The sequence below is a fragment of the Streptomyces qaidamensis genome, assembly GCF_001611795.1.
In the GTDB taxonomy this organism is placed as follows: domain Bacteria; phylum Actinomycetota; class Actinomycetes; order Streptomycetales; family Streptomycetaceae; genus Streptomyces; species Streptomyces qaidamensis.
Map to the genome: position 1 here is coordinate 347,960 of NZ_CP015098.1, position 14,279 is coordinate 362,238.

The following is a 14,279-nucleotide window of genomic DNA, read 5'->3' on the forward strand; positions in this document are numbered from 1 at the left end:
TCGAAGAGCCACCGCCCGGATGAGTCCGGGGACCCGGTGTCAAGAGGTCCGGGACGCGAGGTACTGCTCGACGCCGGGCGCGGTGTGGGCGTCTTCCACGTTCACCGCGGCTCCCACCGCCTTGGCGTCCGGCTTGTGCACGTACGTCGAGGTGCTCGCGGGCTGTGCCTTGTCGGAGAAGTCCTGTGCGGTGCCGAGGCCGACGTCGACACCGGACTGGGAGCGGTGGGCCTTGACCACGTCCTCGCGGGCCAGGCTGCCGTTCTCACAGGCCTTCTTCAGATCCGTGCCCATCAGCTGAGCGGCGTTGTAGCCGGAGAGCACGCCCGAGTCGACGAGGGAGCCCGGGTACTTCTTCTTGTAGGCGGCGACCATCTTGCGCACCCCGGCCAGGTCGGAGCTGACCGCGGGTGCGGCGCTGACCACGTTCAGCATGGCCGTCAGGGCGGGGGCGGCCGGGGTCTTCATCAGCTGCGGGGCGTAGCCGGGGGCGCTGCTGACGACGGGAACCTTCAGGCCCCGGGAGGCCGCGACGCCGACCAGGGAAGCCGTCTGGGCCGGTCCCGCGCTGATCAGGATCGCCTTGACGCCCTCCTTGCGCAGGGCCGAGACCTGCGCGGACAAGTCGGTGTCCGTCGCCTTGATCTTCTGGCCGGCCAGCTTGAGGCCCGCCTTCTTCGCGGCCCAACGCGAGCCCTCCAGCGCGTTCGCGCCGTAGTCGCCCTCGAAGTAGACGTGGCCGATCGTGTCGCCCTTGGCAAGTCCCTTGGTGCGGGTCAGGAAGTCGACCGCCGCGATCATGTCGATGTCGTAGGTGGTGCCCAGGACCTGGACCGCGTCGCGGTCGAGCAGGGAGGCGGCCCAGGCCTGCGGGAAGGTGAGCACCTCGTCCCGCTCGATGTCGTCGAGCAGCGCGGCCATCACGGGCGAACCGATGACCTGGGGCAGTGCCACGACGTCCTGGGAGAGGTCGGCGTAGGCGGTGACGGCCTTCTGGACGTCGTAGCCGTGGTCCTTGACGACGATCTCGATGCGCCGGTCGCAGATGCCGCCGCGGGCGTTGACCTCGTCCGCCCACATCTGCTGGGCCTGCACGATGCTCTTGCCGAGGGTGGCGTAGGGACCGGTGAGGTCCGTCAAGGCACCGAGTCTGATGGTCTTGTCGGTGACTCCGGGGCCGGCCTTGATGCCGTCGGCGCCGTCGGCGGTGCCCCCCGAGGAGCCGGCTTTGGAGCTGCATCCGGTGCCCGTGAGCAGCAGGGCCGCGAGGGCGGTGGCCAGAAGCGTTCTGGTGCGTGGTGCGGTGTGGTGCGTGGGCTTCACGGGGTGGGCTCCTTGGCTGGTGCGGCTGACGTGGGCGGCAGGGAAGCGGAGGTGGTACCGGCGGGTGGTGGGGCGGCCCGGCGGCTGCGCAGGCGTGCGCGCAGACGGCGGGCCAGGCCGTGCAGGCCGTCGGGGGCGAAGAGGAGGATGAGGACGATCGCCGCTCCGTAGAGGTAGCGGGCGGCCTCGGTGGGGCCGACCGTGCCGTCGGTGGTGCCGGGCGCGGCCACCAGCGGGAGTTGGTCGGCGTAGCGGGTCATCAGCAGGGGCAGCGCGGTGACGAAGACGGCGCCTGCGGTGGCTCCGGCCACCGATCCCAGGCCGCCGATGACGATCATGGCGAGGTAGTCGACCGACAGCACGAGGCCGAAGTAGTCGGGCACGACGCGGCGGAAGGAGAGGGCGAGCAGCACTCCGGCCAGGCCCGCGTACATCGACGACACCACGAAGGCCGCCGAGCGGTAGCGGGAGACGTTCACGCCCATCACGGCGGCCGCGGTCTCGCTGTCGCGCAGCGCCACCAGGGCGCGTCCCGGACGGCCGCGGAGGATTCCGCGGGCGGTGAACCAGGTGACCGCGAACAGCGCGAGTCCCAGGTACCAGAGCCGTTCCTCGGCTCCGAACGGGACGCCCAGCAGGGTCAGTTCGGAGTTCGTGGAGAAGGAGAAGCCGCCCAGTTCCAGGGGCGGTACCGAGCGGCCGTTGAAGCCGCCGGTGACGGAGTCGGCGGTCAGCAGGACGTGGTGGCCGAGAAAGACCAGGGCCAGGGTGGCGACGCCCAGGTAGATGCCACGCACCCGGCCGGCGACGGGGCTGAAGAGCCCGCCGGCCGCCCCGGCGAGCAGCACCGCGAGGACGGCGGCCACGGCGGTGGGCAGGCCGGGTCCGGGCTCGCCGGCCAGCCATACGTAGCCGTAGGCGCCCACGGCCAGGAAGAAGGCGTGGCCGAGGGAGAGTTGGCCCGCTGTGCCGGAGAGCAGGCCGAGGCCCACCGCGCCGACGGCCGCCGCCATGGAGAACAGGCCGATGCGCAGCCAGAACGCGTCGAGGTAGAAGGGCAGGGCGCACAGGACGGCGACGGCCGCGAGGGTCCGGCCCAGCCGGATCGCGCGGGCGCGCGGGAGACGCTCAGACACGGACCGCCGCCTTCCCGCCGAACAGCCCGGTCGGCCGCACCAGCAGCACCAGCACCATCACCGCGTAGGGGGCGACGTCCCCGAACCCCTCGCCCAGGACGTGCAGATCGGACTGGTAGCCCGCGACGAGCGCCTCGGTCATGCCGATCAGGAGACTGCCCGCGAGGGCACCGGGCGGCGAGGCCATGCCGCCGAGGATCGCCGCCGGGAACGCCTTCAGGGCGATCTGCCCGGTCGTGCGCTCCAGGCCGGGGGCGGGGAACGCGGCGAGGAAGACCGCCGCCAGGGCGGCCAGCGCTCCGGCCAGGCACCAGGCCAGCATGCGGACCCTCACCAGCCGTACACCCATCAGGGACGCCGCCTCGACGTCCTCGGCCGCGGCGCGCAGCGACAGGCCCCAGGTGGTGTACCGGAACAGGGCGAAGACACCGGCGATGACCACGGCGGAGACCACGATCGCGGCGATCCGGCTGTCCGCGACGGTCACCGGCCCGAGCCCGCTGACCGAGTCGCCCCACGGGTCGCCGAGCGAGAGCAGATCGCCGCCGATGCGCCGCGACAGGTCGGTGAGGATGAGGATGTCGACGCCGATGGTGACGATGGTCTGCACATGGGCGGTGTGCGGGTCCGGCCCGCCGGCCTGGAGCAGGAAGCGGTCCATGGCTCCGGCCACGGCCGCCGTCACCAGGACCGACACGGCGAGGGCCCCGGCGAAGCCGAGGTCGTCGTGAAGCACGGCGGTGAGGTAGCCGCCGAGCAGGAGCAGGGAGCCGTGGGCGAAGTTCATGACGCCGGAGGCCTTGAAGATGATGACGAAGCCGAGGGCGACGAGGGCGTAGACCGCGCCCAGGGCGAGGCCGTTGAACACGTTGTCGAGGAGGGAGGTCATGCCGCGTCCTCCTGCTCGGCGCCGGTGCCGAGGTAGGCGCGCAGCACCTCGGGGTCGCTGCGGACCTCGTCCGGGGTGCCGTGCGCGATGCGGCGGCCGAAGTCGAGGACGGTGACCTCGTCGGCGAGCCGCATCACCAGGCCCATGTCGTGCTCGACCAGGACGACGGACAGGCCGAGTTCGGCCCGTACGGTGTGCACGACCTCGACCGTGCGGGCGCGTTCGGCCGCGTTCATCCCGGCGACCGGTTCGTCCAGCAGCAGCACACTGGGCTCCAGGCAGAGGGCGCGGGCGAACTCCACGCGTTTGCGGTCGCCGTAGGAGAGCAGGGCGACAGGCTGGTCGAAGTGCTGTGCCAGACCGGTGAGTTCGGCGATCTCTCGGGCCCGGTCGAGGTGTTGGCGCTGCTCGCGCCGCGCGTGCGGCAGACGCAGCGCGCCGGCGGCGAACCCGGAGCGGGACAGGGCGTGGCGGCCGAGCATCAGGTTGTCGGCGACCGTGCCCTGGGTGGTGACGATGTTCTGGAAGGTGCGGGCCATGCCGAGGGCGGCGATGCGGTGGGGTGCCAGCCGGGTCAGGTCGGCGTCCCCCAGCCGTACGGTGCCCGTGGCCGGGCGGCACAGTCCCGACAGCACGTTGAAGCAGGTGGACTTGCCCGCTCCGTTGGGTCCTATCAGTGCGTGGACGGAGCCCGGGGCGACGGTGAACGACACCGCGTCCAGGGCGGTGAGTCCGGCGAAGCGGACCGTCACGTCCGTCACGGTGAGTTCGGGCGGTGCGGTGGTGCGGACGGTCACGCGGCTCCCTGCCCCTCGGTGGTTCCGGCTCTCTGCGCGGTCTCGGTCCCTTCGCCGTCGGTCTCGCCCAGGTACAGGCGCTTCACGGCGTCCGTACGGGCGAGTTCGTCGGCGGGCCCGGAGAGCCGGACCTCGCCGACCTCCAGGACGTGGGCGGTGTCGGCGAGGGACAGCGCCATGCCCGCGTTCTGCTCGACGAGCAGCACGGCGGTGCCTTGCGCGTTGATCTCTCGGACGACCTCGGCGATCCGGTACACCATCTGCGGGGCCAGGCCCAGGGAGGGCTCGTCGAGCAGGAGCAGCCGGGGCGCGGCCATGAGGGCCCGGCCGATGGCGAGCATCTGCTGCTCGCCGCCGGAGAGCAGCCCCGCCGCCTGCCGGGTGCGTTCGGCGAGGCGCGGGAAGAGCGTGAAGACCCGCTCCCGGGCCTCGGCGACCTGGTCGGGGCGGCGCCGCCCGAGGCCGAGGCCGCCGGAGCGCAGGTTCTCGTCGACGGTGAGCCCGGCGAAGACCCGGCGCCCCTCGGGGACCTGGACGACTCCGGCGCGCACGGCGGCGACCGGGTCGCGTCCGTCGAGGACTGTCGTGCCGTAGCGGATGCGGCCGGCCGTGACCGCGCCGCGGTGCAGGCGCAGGGTGCCCGACACCGCCCGCAGCAGGGTCGTCTTGCCCGCGCCGTTGGCGCCGAGCAGGGCCACGACCGTGCCGTGCGGGACGGTCAGCGACACGGAGCGCAGGGCGGACAGGGCGCGCCCGTAGGTCACGTCGAGGGCCTCGACGTGCAGGGCGGGCTCGTCGTCCGGTGGTGCTTCGGGCATCACGGCTCCTCGGATCCGTGCCGTCGGGCACGGGTGCTTCGGGGGAAGGGCAGCTCACGACAGCACGGGCGCGGGCTGGCGGTACAGGTGTTCGGGCCGGGTGGCTGCGTGGTCCCAACGGGGTCCGGCGGGGATTGTGCGGCTGCCCAGGGGTGGAGGCCGCACGGCGCCGGCGGATGCCGGGCAGGGGTGCACGCCGCCGCGGGACGTCGGCGGGCGGGTGACGGCGCCGCGCCCTGGCAGAGGGCGCAGCGTGCGGGTCTCCCCGGTGCGTCAGCCGCGCAGCAGCCGGCGGGCCGTCAGGGCGAGGCTGATCTCCACCACGTCGTGCGGGCGGGCCAGGGAGCGGCCGATGAGCTGTTCGCAGCGCCGCAGCCGGTTCAGGACGGTGTTGCGGTGGCAGTAGAGCCGTTCACCGGCACGCTGGGCGGAACCCTCGCAGGCGAACCAGGCGACCAGGGTGTCCAGCAGGACGTCCCGGTCGGCAGGTTCCAGGCGCAGCAGGGGGCCGAGCACCCGCTCGGTGAGGGTGGCGCCTAGTTCCGGGCAGGAGACGACCAGCGCCTCGGGCAGATGCTCGGCGAGCCGGACCGTGCCGCCGTCGGGCGGGCAGATGCTCAGGGCCAGGTCGGCCAGGCGCCGGGCGTCGCCGACGGCGGCGAGTCCGGTCACGGCGCTGCCGACGCCGACCCGGCGGCCCGCGGGGCCGTCGGTGGACAGGGCCAGTGCCGCGACGGGGTCCAGGCCGGCCTCGCCGCCCCTCTCGTCGCCGACCAGGACGATGCCGTGGTCCACGTCCACTCCTGCGTGCCAGTAGGCGCTCCGGCCGGGCGGGAGGTCCTCGGGCCGGCCCCCGGCGACCGCGACGACGACGTAGCGGCCGCGCTCCGGCAGGCCCAGTCTCTCGGCCGTCTCGGGCAGGTCCGAGATCCGGCTCGTGCCGTCCAGGAGGGCCGCTGCCAGCAGGCGCACCCTGTTCTCGCGCCGCCAGGCGAGCTGCCGCTCGGCCTGCCGGTAGGCGTCCGCCACGAGGGTGCAGTGCTCGTCGACGAAGTTCCACACGTCGGTGGCCACGTGCACGAGCAGCCGGATGTCCTCGGGCTCCGAGCGGGTGGTCTCCTCGACCAGCCGCTGCCACACCAGGGACCCGCCCAGCCGGAACGCGTGCAGCAGCGCGTCCAGCGGCAGTCCCTGCTCGGCGCGGGTGACGCCGATCCGCCAGGTGCAACGGTGGGCTGCCTCGCGGGTGCCGCGCGGGTCGAGCAGCGACGTCACGCTGTGCCGCAGCGAGCGGTAGACCTCCTGCCAGGTGGCGGCGTGGTCGTTCTCCAGCGCCGTCCGGTACGCCGGTTCCTGTTCACGCAGGACCGCCAGCAGCCGGTCGGTCAGATCCGGCAGGTCGTCGAGCAGAACGCGGGCGGCCCGGTGCAGGACGCGCAGCGCGTCGGCGTCGATCAGCGACCGGATCCGCCGGGACCGCGGCTGTGGCACGGGTGCCGGCCCGGCGCGGAACGTCGTACGTGTGCGTGCGGCAGGATGCATGGCGGTCCTCCCCCGGCTTCGGCACCACGGCGGCCCCGGTGCCGTCCGGGCGCAGCGGCGTCCGTCGGGTGCGCTGCCCCGTTCGGCGTCGTCACCCGCGTAGTGCTGCTTCGAAGAATGGCATACCGTCCGGTCGGTCCCCAGGGTCGTGCGGCGTCTTCTCCGTGCGGTCGCCGAGATTTCCGGGGTTCAGCGGTGCTCTTGGTCGACCATGCGGGCCAGCTCGATGCGGGAGCGCACGCCGAGAGCGGCGAAGACGTTCCTCAGGTGGTAGTCGACGGTGCGGGTGCTGACGGCGAGCCGCTGGGCCACCTCCCTGTTGGTGGCGCCCTCGGCCACATGGCGTGCGATGCGCAGTTGCTGCGGCGTCAGCCGTGCGAGTCCCGCGGCCGGCTCCTTCCCGGACGCGGCTCCGTTGGCGCGCAGCTCGCCGCGCGTCTGGTCGGCCCAGGCGCCGGCGCCGCAGCGTTCGAAGGCGACCAGGGCGGCGCCGAGCCTGCCGCGAGCCTCCCGCAGCCGGCGGCGGCGCCGCAGCCACCGGCCGTACAGCAGCTCGGTCCGCGCCCGCTCGAAGTCGCCGCCCGACCCGTCGTGCAGGGCGAGTGCCCGCAGGTAGAGGTCGTCGGCCTCGCGGTCGTCCGTGGCGAGCAGGGCCCGGCAGCGCGCGAGCTGGGCCGAGGCGTGCGGATCGGCGCCGAAGTCGGCCCAGCGGGCGAGGTCGCCGACGGGCCCACGGGCGTCCTCCGGCTGCCCGGCCAGTACCGCGGCCTCGACGAAGCAGGGCACGGCGAGCATCCAGACGGCGAAGTGACCACGCCGGGGCCCGGGGCCGACGAGCGGGGCGAGCCGGTCGGCGGCGTCCACGGGGCGTCCACGGGCCAGGTCGGCGCGGGCGATGGCCCACTCGGCCAGGGTCGCCGCCTGGGCCAGGCCGTGGCGGCGGGCGGTGGCCAGGGCGGCCGAGGCGTATCCGGCGACCGCTGCGGTGTCCCCCTCGATCGAAGCGGCCAGGGCGAGCATCGCGTGGTGGCTCGCCGCGGTGTTGCGGTGGCCGGCCAGCAGCGCCGCGCGCACGCCCTCCTCCGCGTGGGCGCGCGCCTGCGCGTGGCGGCCGGCGCGCAGCTCGCCGTAGGCCAGGTACTCCAGGGCCCGCGCTTCGGAGGCGACGCACTCCGCGGTGCGGGCGACCGCGAGGGCGCGGGCCCCCGCGACGCGGGCGGCGTGGACGTCGCCGAGCAGCAGGGCCGCCGACGCGGCGCGCAGCAGCCGCTCCGGCGGGTCGTCGTGGCGCACGTGGCTCAGTACGCGCCGCAGCGGACCGGCGGCGTGCTCCGGCCGCCGGGCCAGCAGGGCGCGCATGCCGTCGCGGTAGTCCCGGAAGAAGGGGTCGCGGTCCCGCCCCCGCCCGACGCCAGGCGGCTTCGGCTGCCCGCCTCCGGCGGGAGGGTGGGTGAGGTTCGTGCCGTCGGGCGGTGACGCCCCGCCGCCGCCCCGCTCCCCCACCGGGGCGCCAACGTCCGGGCCGGACGCCGGGGCGCCGCCGTCAAGGCCAGACGCCGGACCGCCACCGCGCACGACGGTCGTCGCAGGGGCGCCCTCCAGGCCGGACACCGCAGCGCCGCCGCCCACGCCGGACACCGCAGCGCCGCCGCCCGGACCGGACACCGCAGCGCCGCCGTCAAGGCCAGACGCCGGACCGCCACCGCGCACGACGGTCGTCGCAGGGGCGCCCTCCAGGCCGGACACCGCAGCGCCGCCGCCCACGCCGGACACCGCAGCGCCGCCGCCCAGACCGGACACCGCAGCGTCGCCGTCAAGGCCAGACGCCGGACCGCCACCGCGCCCGACAGTCGTCGCAGCGTCGCCCTCCAGGCCGGACCCGGCAGCGCCGCCGCCCACGCCGGACACCGCAGCGCCGCCGCCCAGACCGGACACCGCAGCGTCGCCGTCAAGGCCAGACGCCGGACCGCCACCGCGCCCGACAGTCGTCGCAGCGTCGCCCTCCAGGCCGGAGCCGACAGCGCCGCCGTCCACCCCGGACACCGCAGCGCCGCCGCCCAGACCGGACACCGCAGCGTCGCCGTCAAGGCCAGACGCCGCACCGCTGCCGCCCTCGACGGCCGTCGGAGCGGCGTGATCGTGGGCCAGTTCTCTGACGGTGACGGTGTCCGGTGCGGGGTGCCCGTCGGCAGGCCCCGGGGTGTCCGTGGCGTCGAGGGCGGTCAGACAGGCCGTGACGTCGCCCGACGCCCAGGCGGCGTCCGCCGCGCAGAGGCGTGCGGCCTCGGCCGCGTCCGGGGCACCGGCGGCGAGCAGGGACGCGGCCAGCAGCAGGGTCTCGCGCGCGTCGTCCACCGAGCCGTCGGACAACTGCCGTCGCCCTCGCGCCAGTTCGGCATGGCCGCGGTCCTCGGCGGACGACCGGGCGGCGTCCCGGCCGTACCGGCTCCACGCGGGGGGAGCCGCCCGCCCCCTGCTTCTGTCTCCGGTCACCCCACGGAGGTTACTCGCGCGTAAGGAAGACCGGAAGGTTGAAGTCCGCGCGTCCCCACGGGCAAACCCACGGTCCCACCTGCGCATTGACCGGTCCTGGCCGCGTGACGTGTTGTGCCCCGGCCCAATGGCCGGCCGTCTCGCGTGTGCCCCGGCACGGCGCCGGCGGCGGACGCGTCGCGCACGCCCGCCGCCGGGCCCCCTCGCTGTGTCAGGAACCGTGGGGGCAGTTGCCCCGGTACTCCTCGATGGTCAGGCTCGGCCGGGGCAGCGGGCACAGGAACTGCTCGTAGCGGGTGTCGTTGTCGATGAACCGCTTGAGCCAGGAAATGCTGTACTTCGCGATCGTCGTGTTCGACGAGTTGGGCGTGAAGTGCGTCGCCGAGTTCAGCTCCAGGTAGCCCCGGTCCAGCGAGGAGGACAGGCTCGTGTAGAAGGGCTCGGAGTGGGAGGAGACGGGGGCGATGGTGTCTCCGTCGGCTCCGAAGATCAGGGTCGGTGTGGTGATCTCGGGCCAGGTCTTGTCGAGGTTCCACGGGGTCAGCGGGATCGCCGCCTGGAGGGCCGGACGCGACTTGGCGGCCTCCAGGCTGCCGCCGCCGCCCATCGAATGGCCCATGACGCCGAGGCGGGAGGCATCGACGCGGCTTCGCACCGAGCTGCGTTCGGTGAGGTGGTCCAGGGCGGCCAGCAGCTGGCGGCCGCGGGAGTCGGGCTGGTCGAGCGTGGTGAGGGTGTCGATGGTGAACACCACGAAGCCCTGGGACGCCAGGCGCGGTCCGAGCCAGGCGACGGACGACTCGTAGGCGGTGTAGCCGGGCGAGATGGCCACGGCGCCGAAGGTGCCGTCGCTGGTGCTCGTCGGGTAGTAGATGGTGCCGCCGCCGAACCCGGTGACGGACAGCGAGGAGACCGACGTCTGCGACACGGCGTACGGGCCGCGGGCCGCCTCGATGGAGGCGGTGGTGGGGGCCGGGCCGCGCTCATAGGGGTTGCCGGCGGCGTGGGCGCCGGGGCCGGTCAGGGGACCCAGGCCGACGGCGAGTGCGAGGGCCGCGGCGGCACCGGCCAGGCGTCCGGCCCGGTGCCCGGATCGGCGGCCGAGGGTGTCACGGGTGCGGGTGGATGAGCCGGTGTGGGGGTGGAGTTGCACGACGAGTCGTCCTCTCTGTCGTGGCGGGTGGCCGTTCGCGGGCACGCGGGGACCTGGGGTGTCCGCCGCGTGCCCGGGGGGGGGGGCACCGCCATCGGGCTGGCCGTGCCACTGTCGGGGACCGGCCACCGCACGGGGACCGGCAATGTCACCGGTCTCGTACGGACACGGCGTCAGCGGCCCCGTACGGCCGCCGCGTCAGCGGGCGGTACCGGCCACGGCGAGGCCGAAGCCGATCAGCACCACGCCCGTGGTCCGCCCGAGCACACGGCGGACGCGGGGCCTGTGGAGGACGGGCCCCGCCTTGGACAGCAGGAACACGTAGCCGCCCAGCCGGACGAGGGTGAGCGTGGCATGGAGGAGCACGAGGAACGCCATGGCCCGGGCAGCGGGCAGTTGAGGCGGGCAAGCGCGGGCAGCAGGCCGGTGTGGACAGGGAACCGGAACGGGCCCTGCCCGCCCTCCAGGCCCGCGACTTCGACCCCGCACTCGCCGAGGGGTACCCCGGCAACCCCCATCCGCGGCCCGCCGGGCTCCAGCAGGAGGACCTGCTCGACGACCCCTTGCACCTCGCCCTGCCGAGGTCGGCCGGCGTTGCGGACGCCGAGGGCCCGACGGCGGCCCTACGTTCCCTCGCGGATCACCCCTGGGTCATGGAACCCGAGGGCACGGCCGCCCGGCACTGGGGCCATGGCCCTGTGCCGCAGCGTCGGCTTCGAACCCGACGTCCGGTTCGAGAGCACCGACCTCCTTCTCCACCAGCGCCTCGCCGAACTGGACCACGCCGCGGCCTTCCTGCCAGGCCTCGTCCGGAGCGGACAGGCTCCCACCGCCACGCTGCGCCCCCTCCCCCGGAGCCCGCGCACGCGCCGCATCTTCACGGTCGTACGCCAAAGCCGCGGCCGGTACCCCGCCGTCCTCGCGTGCCGCGACGCCCTCCACCGCGCGGTCGGCCTCCACTCCCGCCAGGCGTGAGGCGCCGCCGCTCACCGTCGGCCGGACCACGGGTCCGCCTCCGCAGGGGAACCGGCGCGGCTGCTGCCCGATACTGATCGACGGTGAGCGGTCCAGCGAGGGAGAGCCCCTCTCACGCGTGACGTCGCACGCGTCAGTCCACGATCACCTCCGCACGCCCTGCCGGCACTCGCTCGGCGAGCACGCCACCGAAGTTCCCCTCGACCTCCGCCTTCTCCGCGGCGTTCGGATACGGGTTGGTGCACGAAGTGCCCGCGCTGGAGCCGGACATCAGGCTGGAGCACGGTCCGGGCTTGCGATCCGGCAGACCCAGGATGTGCCCGAGTTCGTGCGACGAGATACGGATCGTGTCGTAGCCCTGGTCGACGGCCTGGCGCCCGATGTACACGGTGCCGTTGCCGAGGGTGGTGGGCAGGGCGCGCGGCCACCCGTTGTCCGCGAGGACCCGGATGTTCGCTCGTTGCCCTGCTGCGACCGGCCGCAGCTCGACGGCGTCGACGCTCTCGTTCCAGATCGCCGCGCCCCGGTTGACGGCGCTCCTGAACTCCGCGGAGCCGCCGGCGTCATAGGTCAGGATCCGGGCGGCGAGCGGGGCATCCGCGGCTCGGGGGGCGGCGGCCGCGGCCTGGCCACCCGTCAGGGACAGGGCAACCAGAGCGGCGGCGATACCGCCGGTCAGTATTCGGACGTGCATGATCGACCTCCTTGTGGGGAAAGGGCAGTCGTGCTCATGACATTTTTTAGCCCCATGCCCGGCAAGGTCGCCACCGAATCCGGCAAACGGCCTAAGCCGAGCCCTGGCGGGTGTCGGGCCGTCAGGCGGCGGTCGCGACCGAGACGCCGATGGCGATGAACAACCAGCCGGTGGTCAGCTCCCAGCGGTGGCGGATCTTCGGCCTGGCGAGCAGGGCCCGCAGTCGAGCGGCGACGCCGACGAGGGCGAACCAGTAGACGACGCCGATGACGACGTCCAGCATGCCCAGGAGGAAGATCTGCCGCGCCAGGGATCCGTCGCCGTCGGCGAACTGAGGGAGGACGCTGAGGAAGAACAGGGCGGCCTTGGGATTGAGGACGTTGGTGAGGAACCCCTGGGAGAAGCCGGACCGGAAGCGTCCCCGGGCGGGCCCTCCCTCGGGCCGGGCGGGGGACGCGACCTCGTGCGGGGCGGGGGGCGCGACCTCGTTCGCGGTGCGCCTCTCCCGTGCGGCCCGGCGGGCTGCGAGTACGGCCCGCACACCCAGGTTCACCAGGTAGGCCGCCCCCAGCAGTCTGATTCCGTCGTACACCGCGGGTGAGCGGGTGGCCATGGCCGAGAGGCCGGCCGCGGCAGCCAGCATGTGCACGCACAGCCCGGCCTGGGCGCCCAGCGCCGCGGCTCTGCCTTTCGAGGGATCCTCGGCCGCCGATCTGACCACCACGAGGAAGTCGGGGCCCGGCACCACGTACGCCACCAGCACGACCCCGAGGAAACCGACCAGGTCGACCGTCATCCGTCCTCCACTCCCGCGCCCGCGAAGTCGCCCGCAGCCGGCACCCGTTGGCACCTTCGTGCGAGGGCCGCCGAGCCGGCGGCACCGTCGGGTACCCCCCTGAGGGCCGCCTGGACAGCCCGAAGGCCGGACGAGGGTGGAACCACTGCCCGGACGGGTGTGATCACCGGCGTTGACCTCGCGTTCACGAGACGAGCACAATCTGCGGGCCTGCGTCGTTCGCCGGCCAACTGGGGGGGACCATGGGCGACGAGAGTCCTGACCGCAAGACCATCGATGCCATCGCGCGCAACCCGGCGGCACCGGTCGGCGTACTGACCCGGCTGCTGCACGAGGAAGCCATCGCGGCCTGGGACGCGCTGGCCTGGCGCGCGCTGCCGGACGAGGTGGTCGACGCGATCGCCGCGCACCCCGACCACAGGCTGCGGTCGGCGTTCGCCGCGAACCCCTCGGTGACGCCGGAACAACGCGCCCGGCTCGTCGACGATCCCGACCCCCGGGTGCGCGAGGCGCTGGCCTACGGACCCGACTGGTTCCGCGTCCCGGTCGACCCCCTTCCCGTGTCCGCCCAGAAGCGCCTCCTCGCCGACCCGGAAGCACGGGTCCGCCGGAGCGCCGCCACCTGCCGGTACACGGCTGCGGACCTCGTCGCCGGTCTCGCCGGCCACCAGGACGCGGAGCTCCGGCGGGCAGCCTGCCGCACGTGGCCCCAACTGCCCGGCACCACCCGGAACCGTCTCCTCCACGACGCCGACGAGACCGTGCGCACAGCAGCCATGCTGGAGGCCTGCCGCGACGACGCGGGGTACACCGACCTGCTGCTCGACGCGGACCTCGGTTCCTTCGGGCGACAGAAGGTGATCCGCTACGGCGCCATGAGCAAGGCGACCGCCGAACGGCTCGCCGCGAGCGGAGAAGAGGGGGACCGGCGCGAACTGGCGGCCAACCCCGGCGTGGCCGTCGACCTCGTCCGAACGCTGGCCGACGACGACGCGCACAGCGTCCGGCTGGCCGTATCCGTACGGCCCGAGCTGACGGAGACCGAGCGGGCCGCCGTCGACATCACCATCAGCCCGGCCGACCGGCTGTCTCCCGTGGAGTGGGTGCTCCGCTGCGCCGACCCGGACCGGCTGCGCAAATGCGCCCGGTCGGCCCACATCCTGCTGCGCCGCAGCGCCGCGTGCAGTTCGCACCTGCCCGCGGACGCCGTCGAACTGCTCTCCCATGACGACGACTACCCCGTGAGACTCCTGCTGTGCGAGAACCAGCCGACCGTCGACGGCGAGATCGTGCTGCAGACCTACCTGGACTGCAAGGTCATCACCAAGGGCGGTCTGCTCGGCCACCCCAACTTCCCCCGCGCGGGGGCCGGCCGGCGCTTCGCCGACGACCCCGACCCGGAGAAGAGATGGCTGGTGGGACTCGACACGCAAGCTCCGGCCGCCGTGGTGGCCCGGCTGCTCGCCGACCCCGAGAAACGTGTGCGTTGCATGGCCGCCGCGCACCCCGCCCTGCCCGTCGGCCTCGTCCTGGAGAGCTGCGAGGACCCGGAGCTCTCCTCCCGGGCCCTGAGCAACCCCGGCCTCCCGGTGGAGGTCATGCACCAGTACCTGGACGCCGTGGGCATCCCCCGCTGACGGCGGTGGAGCACCCCGAGCAGGCG

12 protein-coding genes and 1 pseudogene are annotated in these 14,279 nt (G+C 74.1%); 2 read left to right on the top strand and 11 right to left on the bottom strand.

Annotated features, from left to right (window positions below; translation table 11 throughout):
• Positions 1 to 39: 39 nt before the first annotated feature.
• The 9 genes from A4E84_RS01455 to A4E84_RS01495 form a co-directional block, all read right to left on the bottom strand.
• Complete coding sequence (locus A4E84_RS01455) at positions 40 to 1,323, bottom strand: ABC transporter substrate-binding protein (RefSeq protein WP_062924790.1); 1,284 nt, start codon at positions 1,321 to 1,323, stop codon at positions 40 to 42.
• A complete protein-coding gene (locus A4E84_RS01460) occupies positions 1,320 to 2,459 on the bottom strand; it encodes a branched-chain amino acid ABC transporter permease (RefSeq protein ID WP_062924791.1) in 1,140 nt (379 codons plus the stop codon). The genes A4E84_RS01455 and A4E84_RS01460 overlap by 4 nt, the downstream gene beginning before the upstream one ends.
• Positions 2,452 to 3,348, bottom strand: coding sequence for a branched-chain amino acid ABC transporter permease (locus tag A4E84_RS01465; RefSeq protein ID WP_062924792.1), 897 nt, complete (start codon positions 3,346 to 3,348; stop codon positions 2,452 to 2,454). The genes A4E84_RS01460 and A4E84_RS01465 overlap by 8 nt, the downstream gene beginning before the upstream one ends.
• The gene (locus A4E84_RS01470; RefSeq protein ID WP_062924793.1) at positions 3,345 to 4,145 is read right to left on the bottom strand and encodes an ABC transporter ATP-binding protein; all 801 of its coding nucleotides are present in this window, start codon (positions 4,143 to 4,145) and stop codon (positions 3,345 to 3,347) included. Before A4E84_RS01470 ends, A4E84_RS01465 begins: the two co-directional genes overlap by 4 nt.
• On the bottom strand, positions 4,142 to 4,963 hold the full coding sequence (locus A4E84_RS01475) for an ABC transporter ATP-binding protein (RefSeq protein WP_062924794.1): 822 nt from the start codon (positions 4,961 to 4,963) through the stop codon (positions 4,142 to 4,144). The genes A4E84_RS01470 and A4E84_RS01475 overlap by 4 nt, the downstream gene beginning before the upstream one ends.
• Before the next feature lie 273 nt (positions 4,964 to 5,236).
• On the bottom strand, positions 5,237 to 6,505 hold the full coding sequence (locus A4E84_RS01480; protein WP_062924795.1) for a PucR family transcriptional regulator: 1,269 nt from the start codon (positions 6,503 to 6,505) through the stop codon (positions 5,237 to 5,239).
• Positions 6,506 to 6,694: 189 nt separating this feature from the next.
• Positions 6,695 to 8,998, bottom strand: a complete 2,304-nt coding sequence (locus A4E84_RS44185) for a helix-turn-helix domain-containing protein (RefSeq protein WP_237304765.1) — start codon at positions 8,996 to 8,998, stop codon at positions 6,695 to 6,697.
• Positions 8,999 to 9,209: 211 nt separating this feature from the next.
• Positions 9,210 to 10,151, bottom strand: a complete 942-nt coding sequence (gene bdeA, locus A4E84_RS01490; protein ID WP_062924796.1) for a bis(hydroxyethyl) terephthalate hydrolase — start codon at positions 10,149 to 10,151, stop codon at positions 9,210 to 9,212.
• 198 nt (positions 10,152 to 10,349) lie between these two features.
• A complete protein-coding gene (locus A4E84_RS01495) occupies positions 10,350 to 10,529 on the bottom strand; it encodes a hypothetical protein (RefSeq protein ID WP_062924797.1) in 180 nt (59 codons plus the stop codon).
• A gap of 59 nt (positions 10,530 to 10,588) precedes the next feature.
• On the opposite strand from A4E84_RS01495, the pseudogene A4E84_RS45610 reads away from it, so the two are divergent.
• Positions 10,589 to 11,126, top strand: a pseudogene (locus tag A4E84_RS45610) (LysR substrate-binding domain-containing protein); the annotation flags it as partial.
• Positions 11,127 to 11,259: 133 nt separating this feature from the next.
• Here the strand turns inward: A4E84_RS45610 and A4E84_RS01505 are convergent.
• Together A4E84_RS01505 and A4E84_RS01510 are read right to left on the bottom strand one after the other, a co-directional pair.
• Entirely contained in the window at positions 11,260 to 11,820 is a 561-nt protein-coding gene (locus A4E84_RS01505) for a snapalysin family zinc-dependent metalloprotease (RefSeq protein ID WP_062924798.1), read from the bottom strand.
• Positions 11,821 to 11,941: 121 nt separating this feature from the next.
• Complete coding sequence (locus tag A4E84_RS01510) at positions 11,942 to 12,616, bottom strand: LysE family translocator (RefSeq protein WP_062924799.1); 675 nt, start codon at positions 12,614 to 12,616, stop codon at positions 11,942 to 11,944.
• 242 nt (positions 12,617 to 12,858) lie between these two features.
• Between A4E84_RS01510 and A4E84_RS01515 the strand changes: the two genes are divergently transcribed.
• Complete coding sequence (locus A4E84_RS01515; protein ID WP_063827487.1) at positions 12,859 to 14,253, top strand: hypothetical protein; 1,395 nt, start codon at positions 12,859 to 12,861, stop codon at positions 14,251 to 14,253.
• Positions 14,254 to 14,279 lie beyond the last annotated feature (26 nt).

Bases quoted from the DNA above. Each gene is read 5' to 3' on its own strand.
- A4E84_RS01515 (WP_063827487.1), top strand. From the start codon at position 12,859: ATGGGCGACGAGAGTCCTGACCGCAAGACCATCGATGCCATCGCGCGC.
- A4E84_RS01510 (WP_062924799.1), bottom strand. From the start codon at position 12,616: ATGACGGTCGACCTGGTCGGTTTCCTCGGGGTCGTGCTGGTGGCGTAC.
- A4E84_RS01505 (WP_062924798.1), bottom strand. From the start codon at position 11,820: ATGCACGTCCGAATACTGACCGGCGGTATCGCCGCCGCTCTGGTTGCC.
- A4E84_RS01475 (WP_062924794.1), bottom strand. From the start codon at position 4,963: ATGCCCGAAGCACCACCGGACGACGAGCCCGCCCTGCACGTCGAGGCC.
- A4E84_RS01495 (WP_062924797.1), bottom strand. From the start codon at position 10,529: ATGGCGTTCCTCGTGCTCCTCCATGCCACGCTCACCCTCGTCCGGCTG.
- A4E84_RS01480 (WP_062924795.1), bottom strand. From the start codon at position 6,505: ATGCATCCTGCCGCACGCACACGTACGACGTTCCGCGCCGGGCCGGCA.
- A4E84_RS01465 (WP_062924792.1), bottom strand. From the start codon at position 3,348: ATGACCTCCCTCCTCGACAACGTGTTCAACGGCCTCGCCCTGGGCGCG.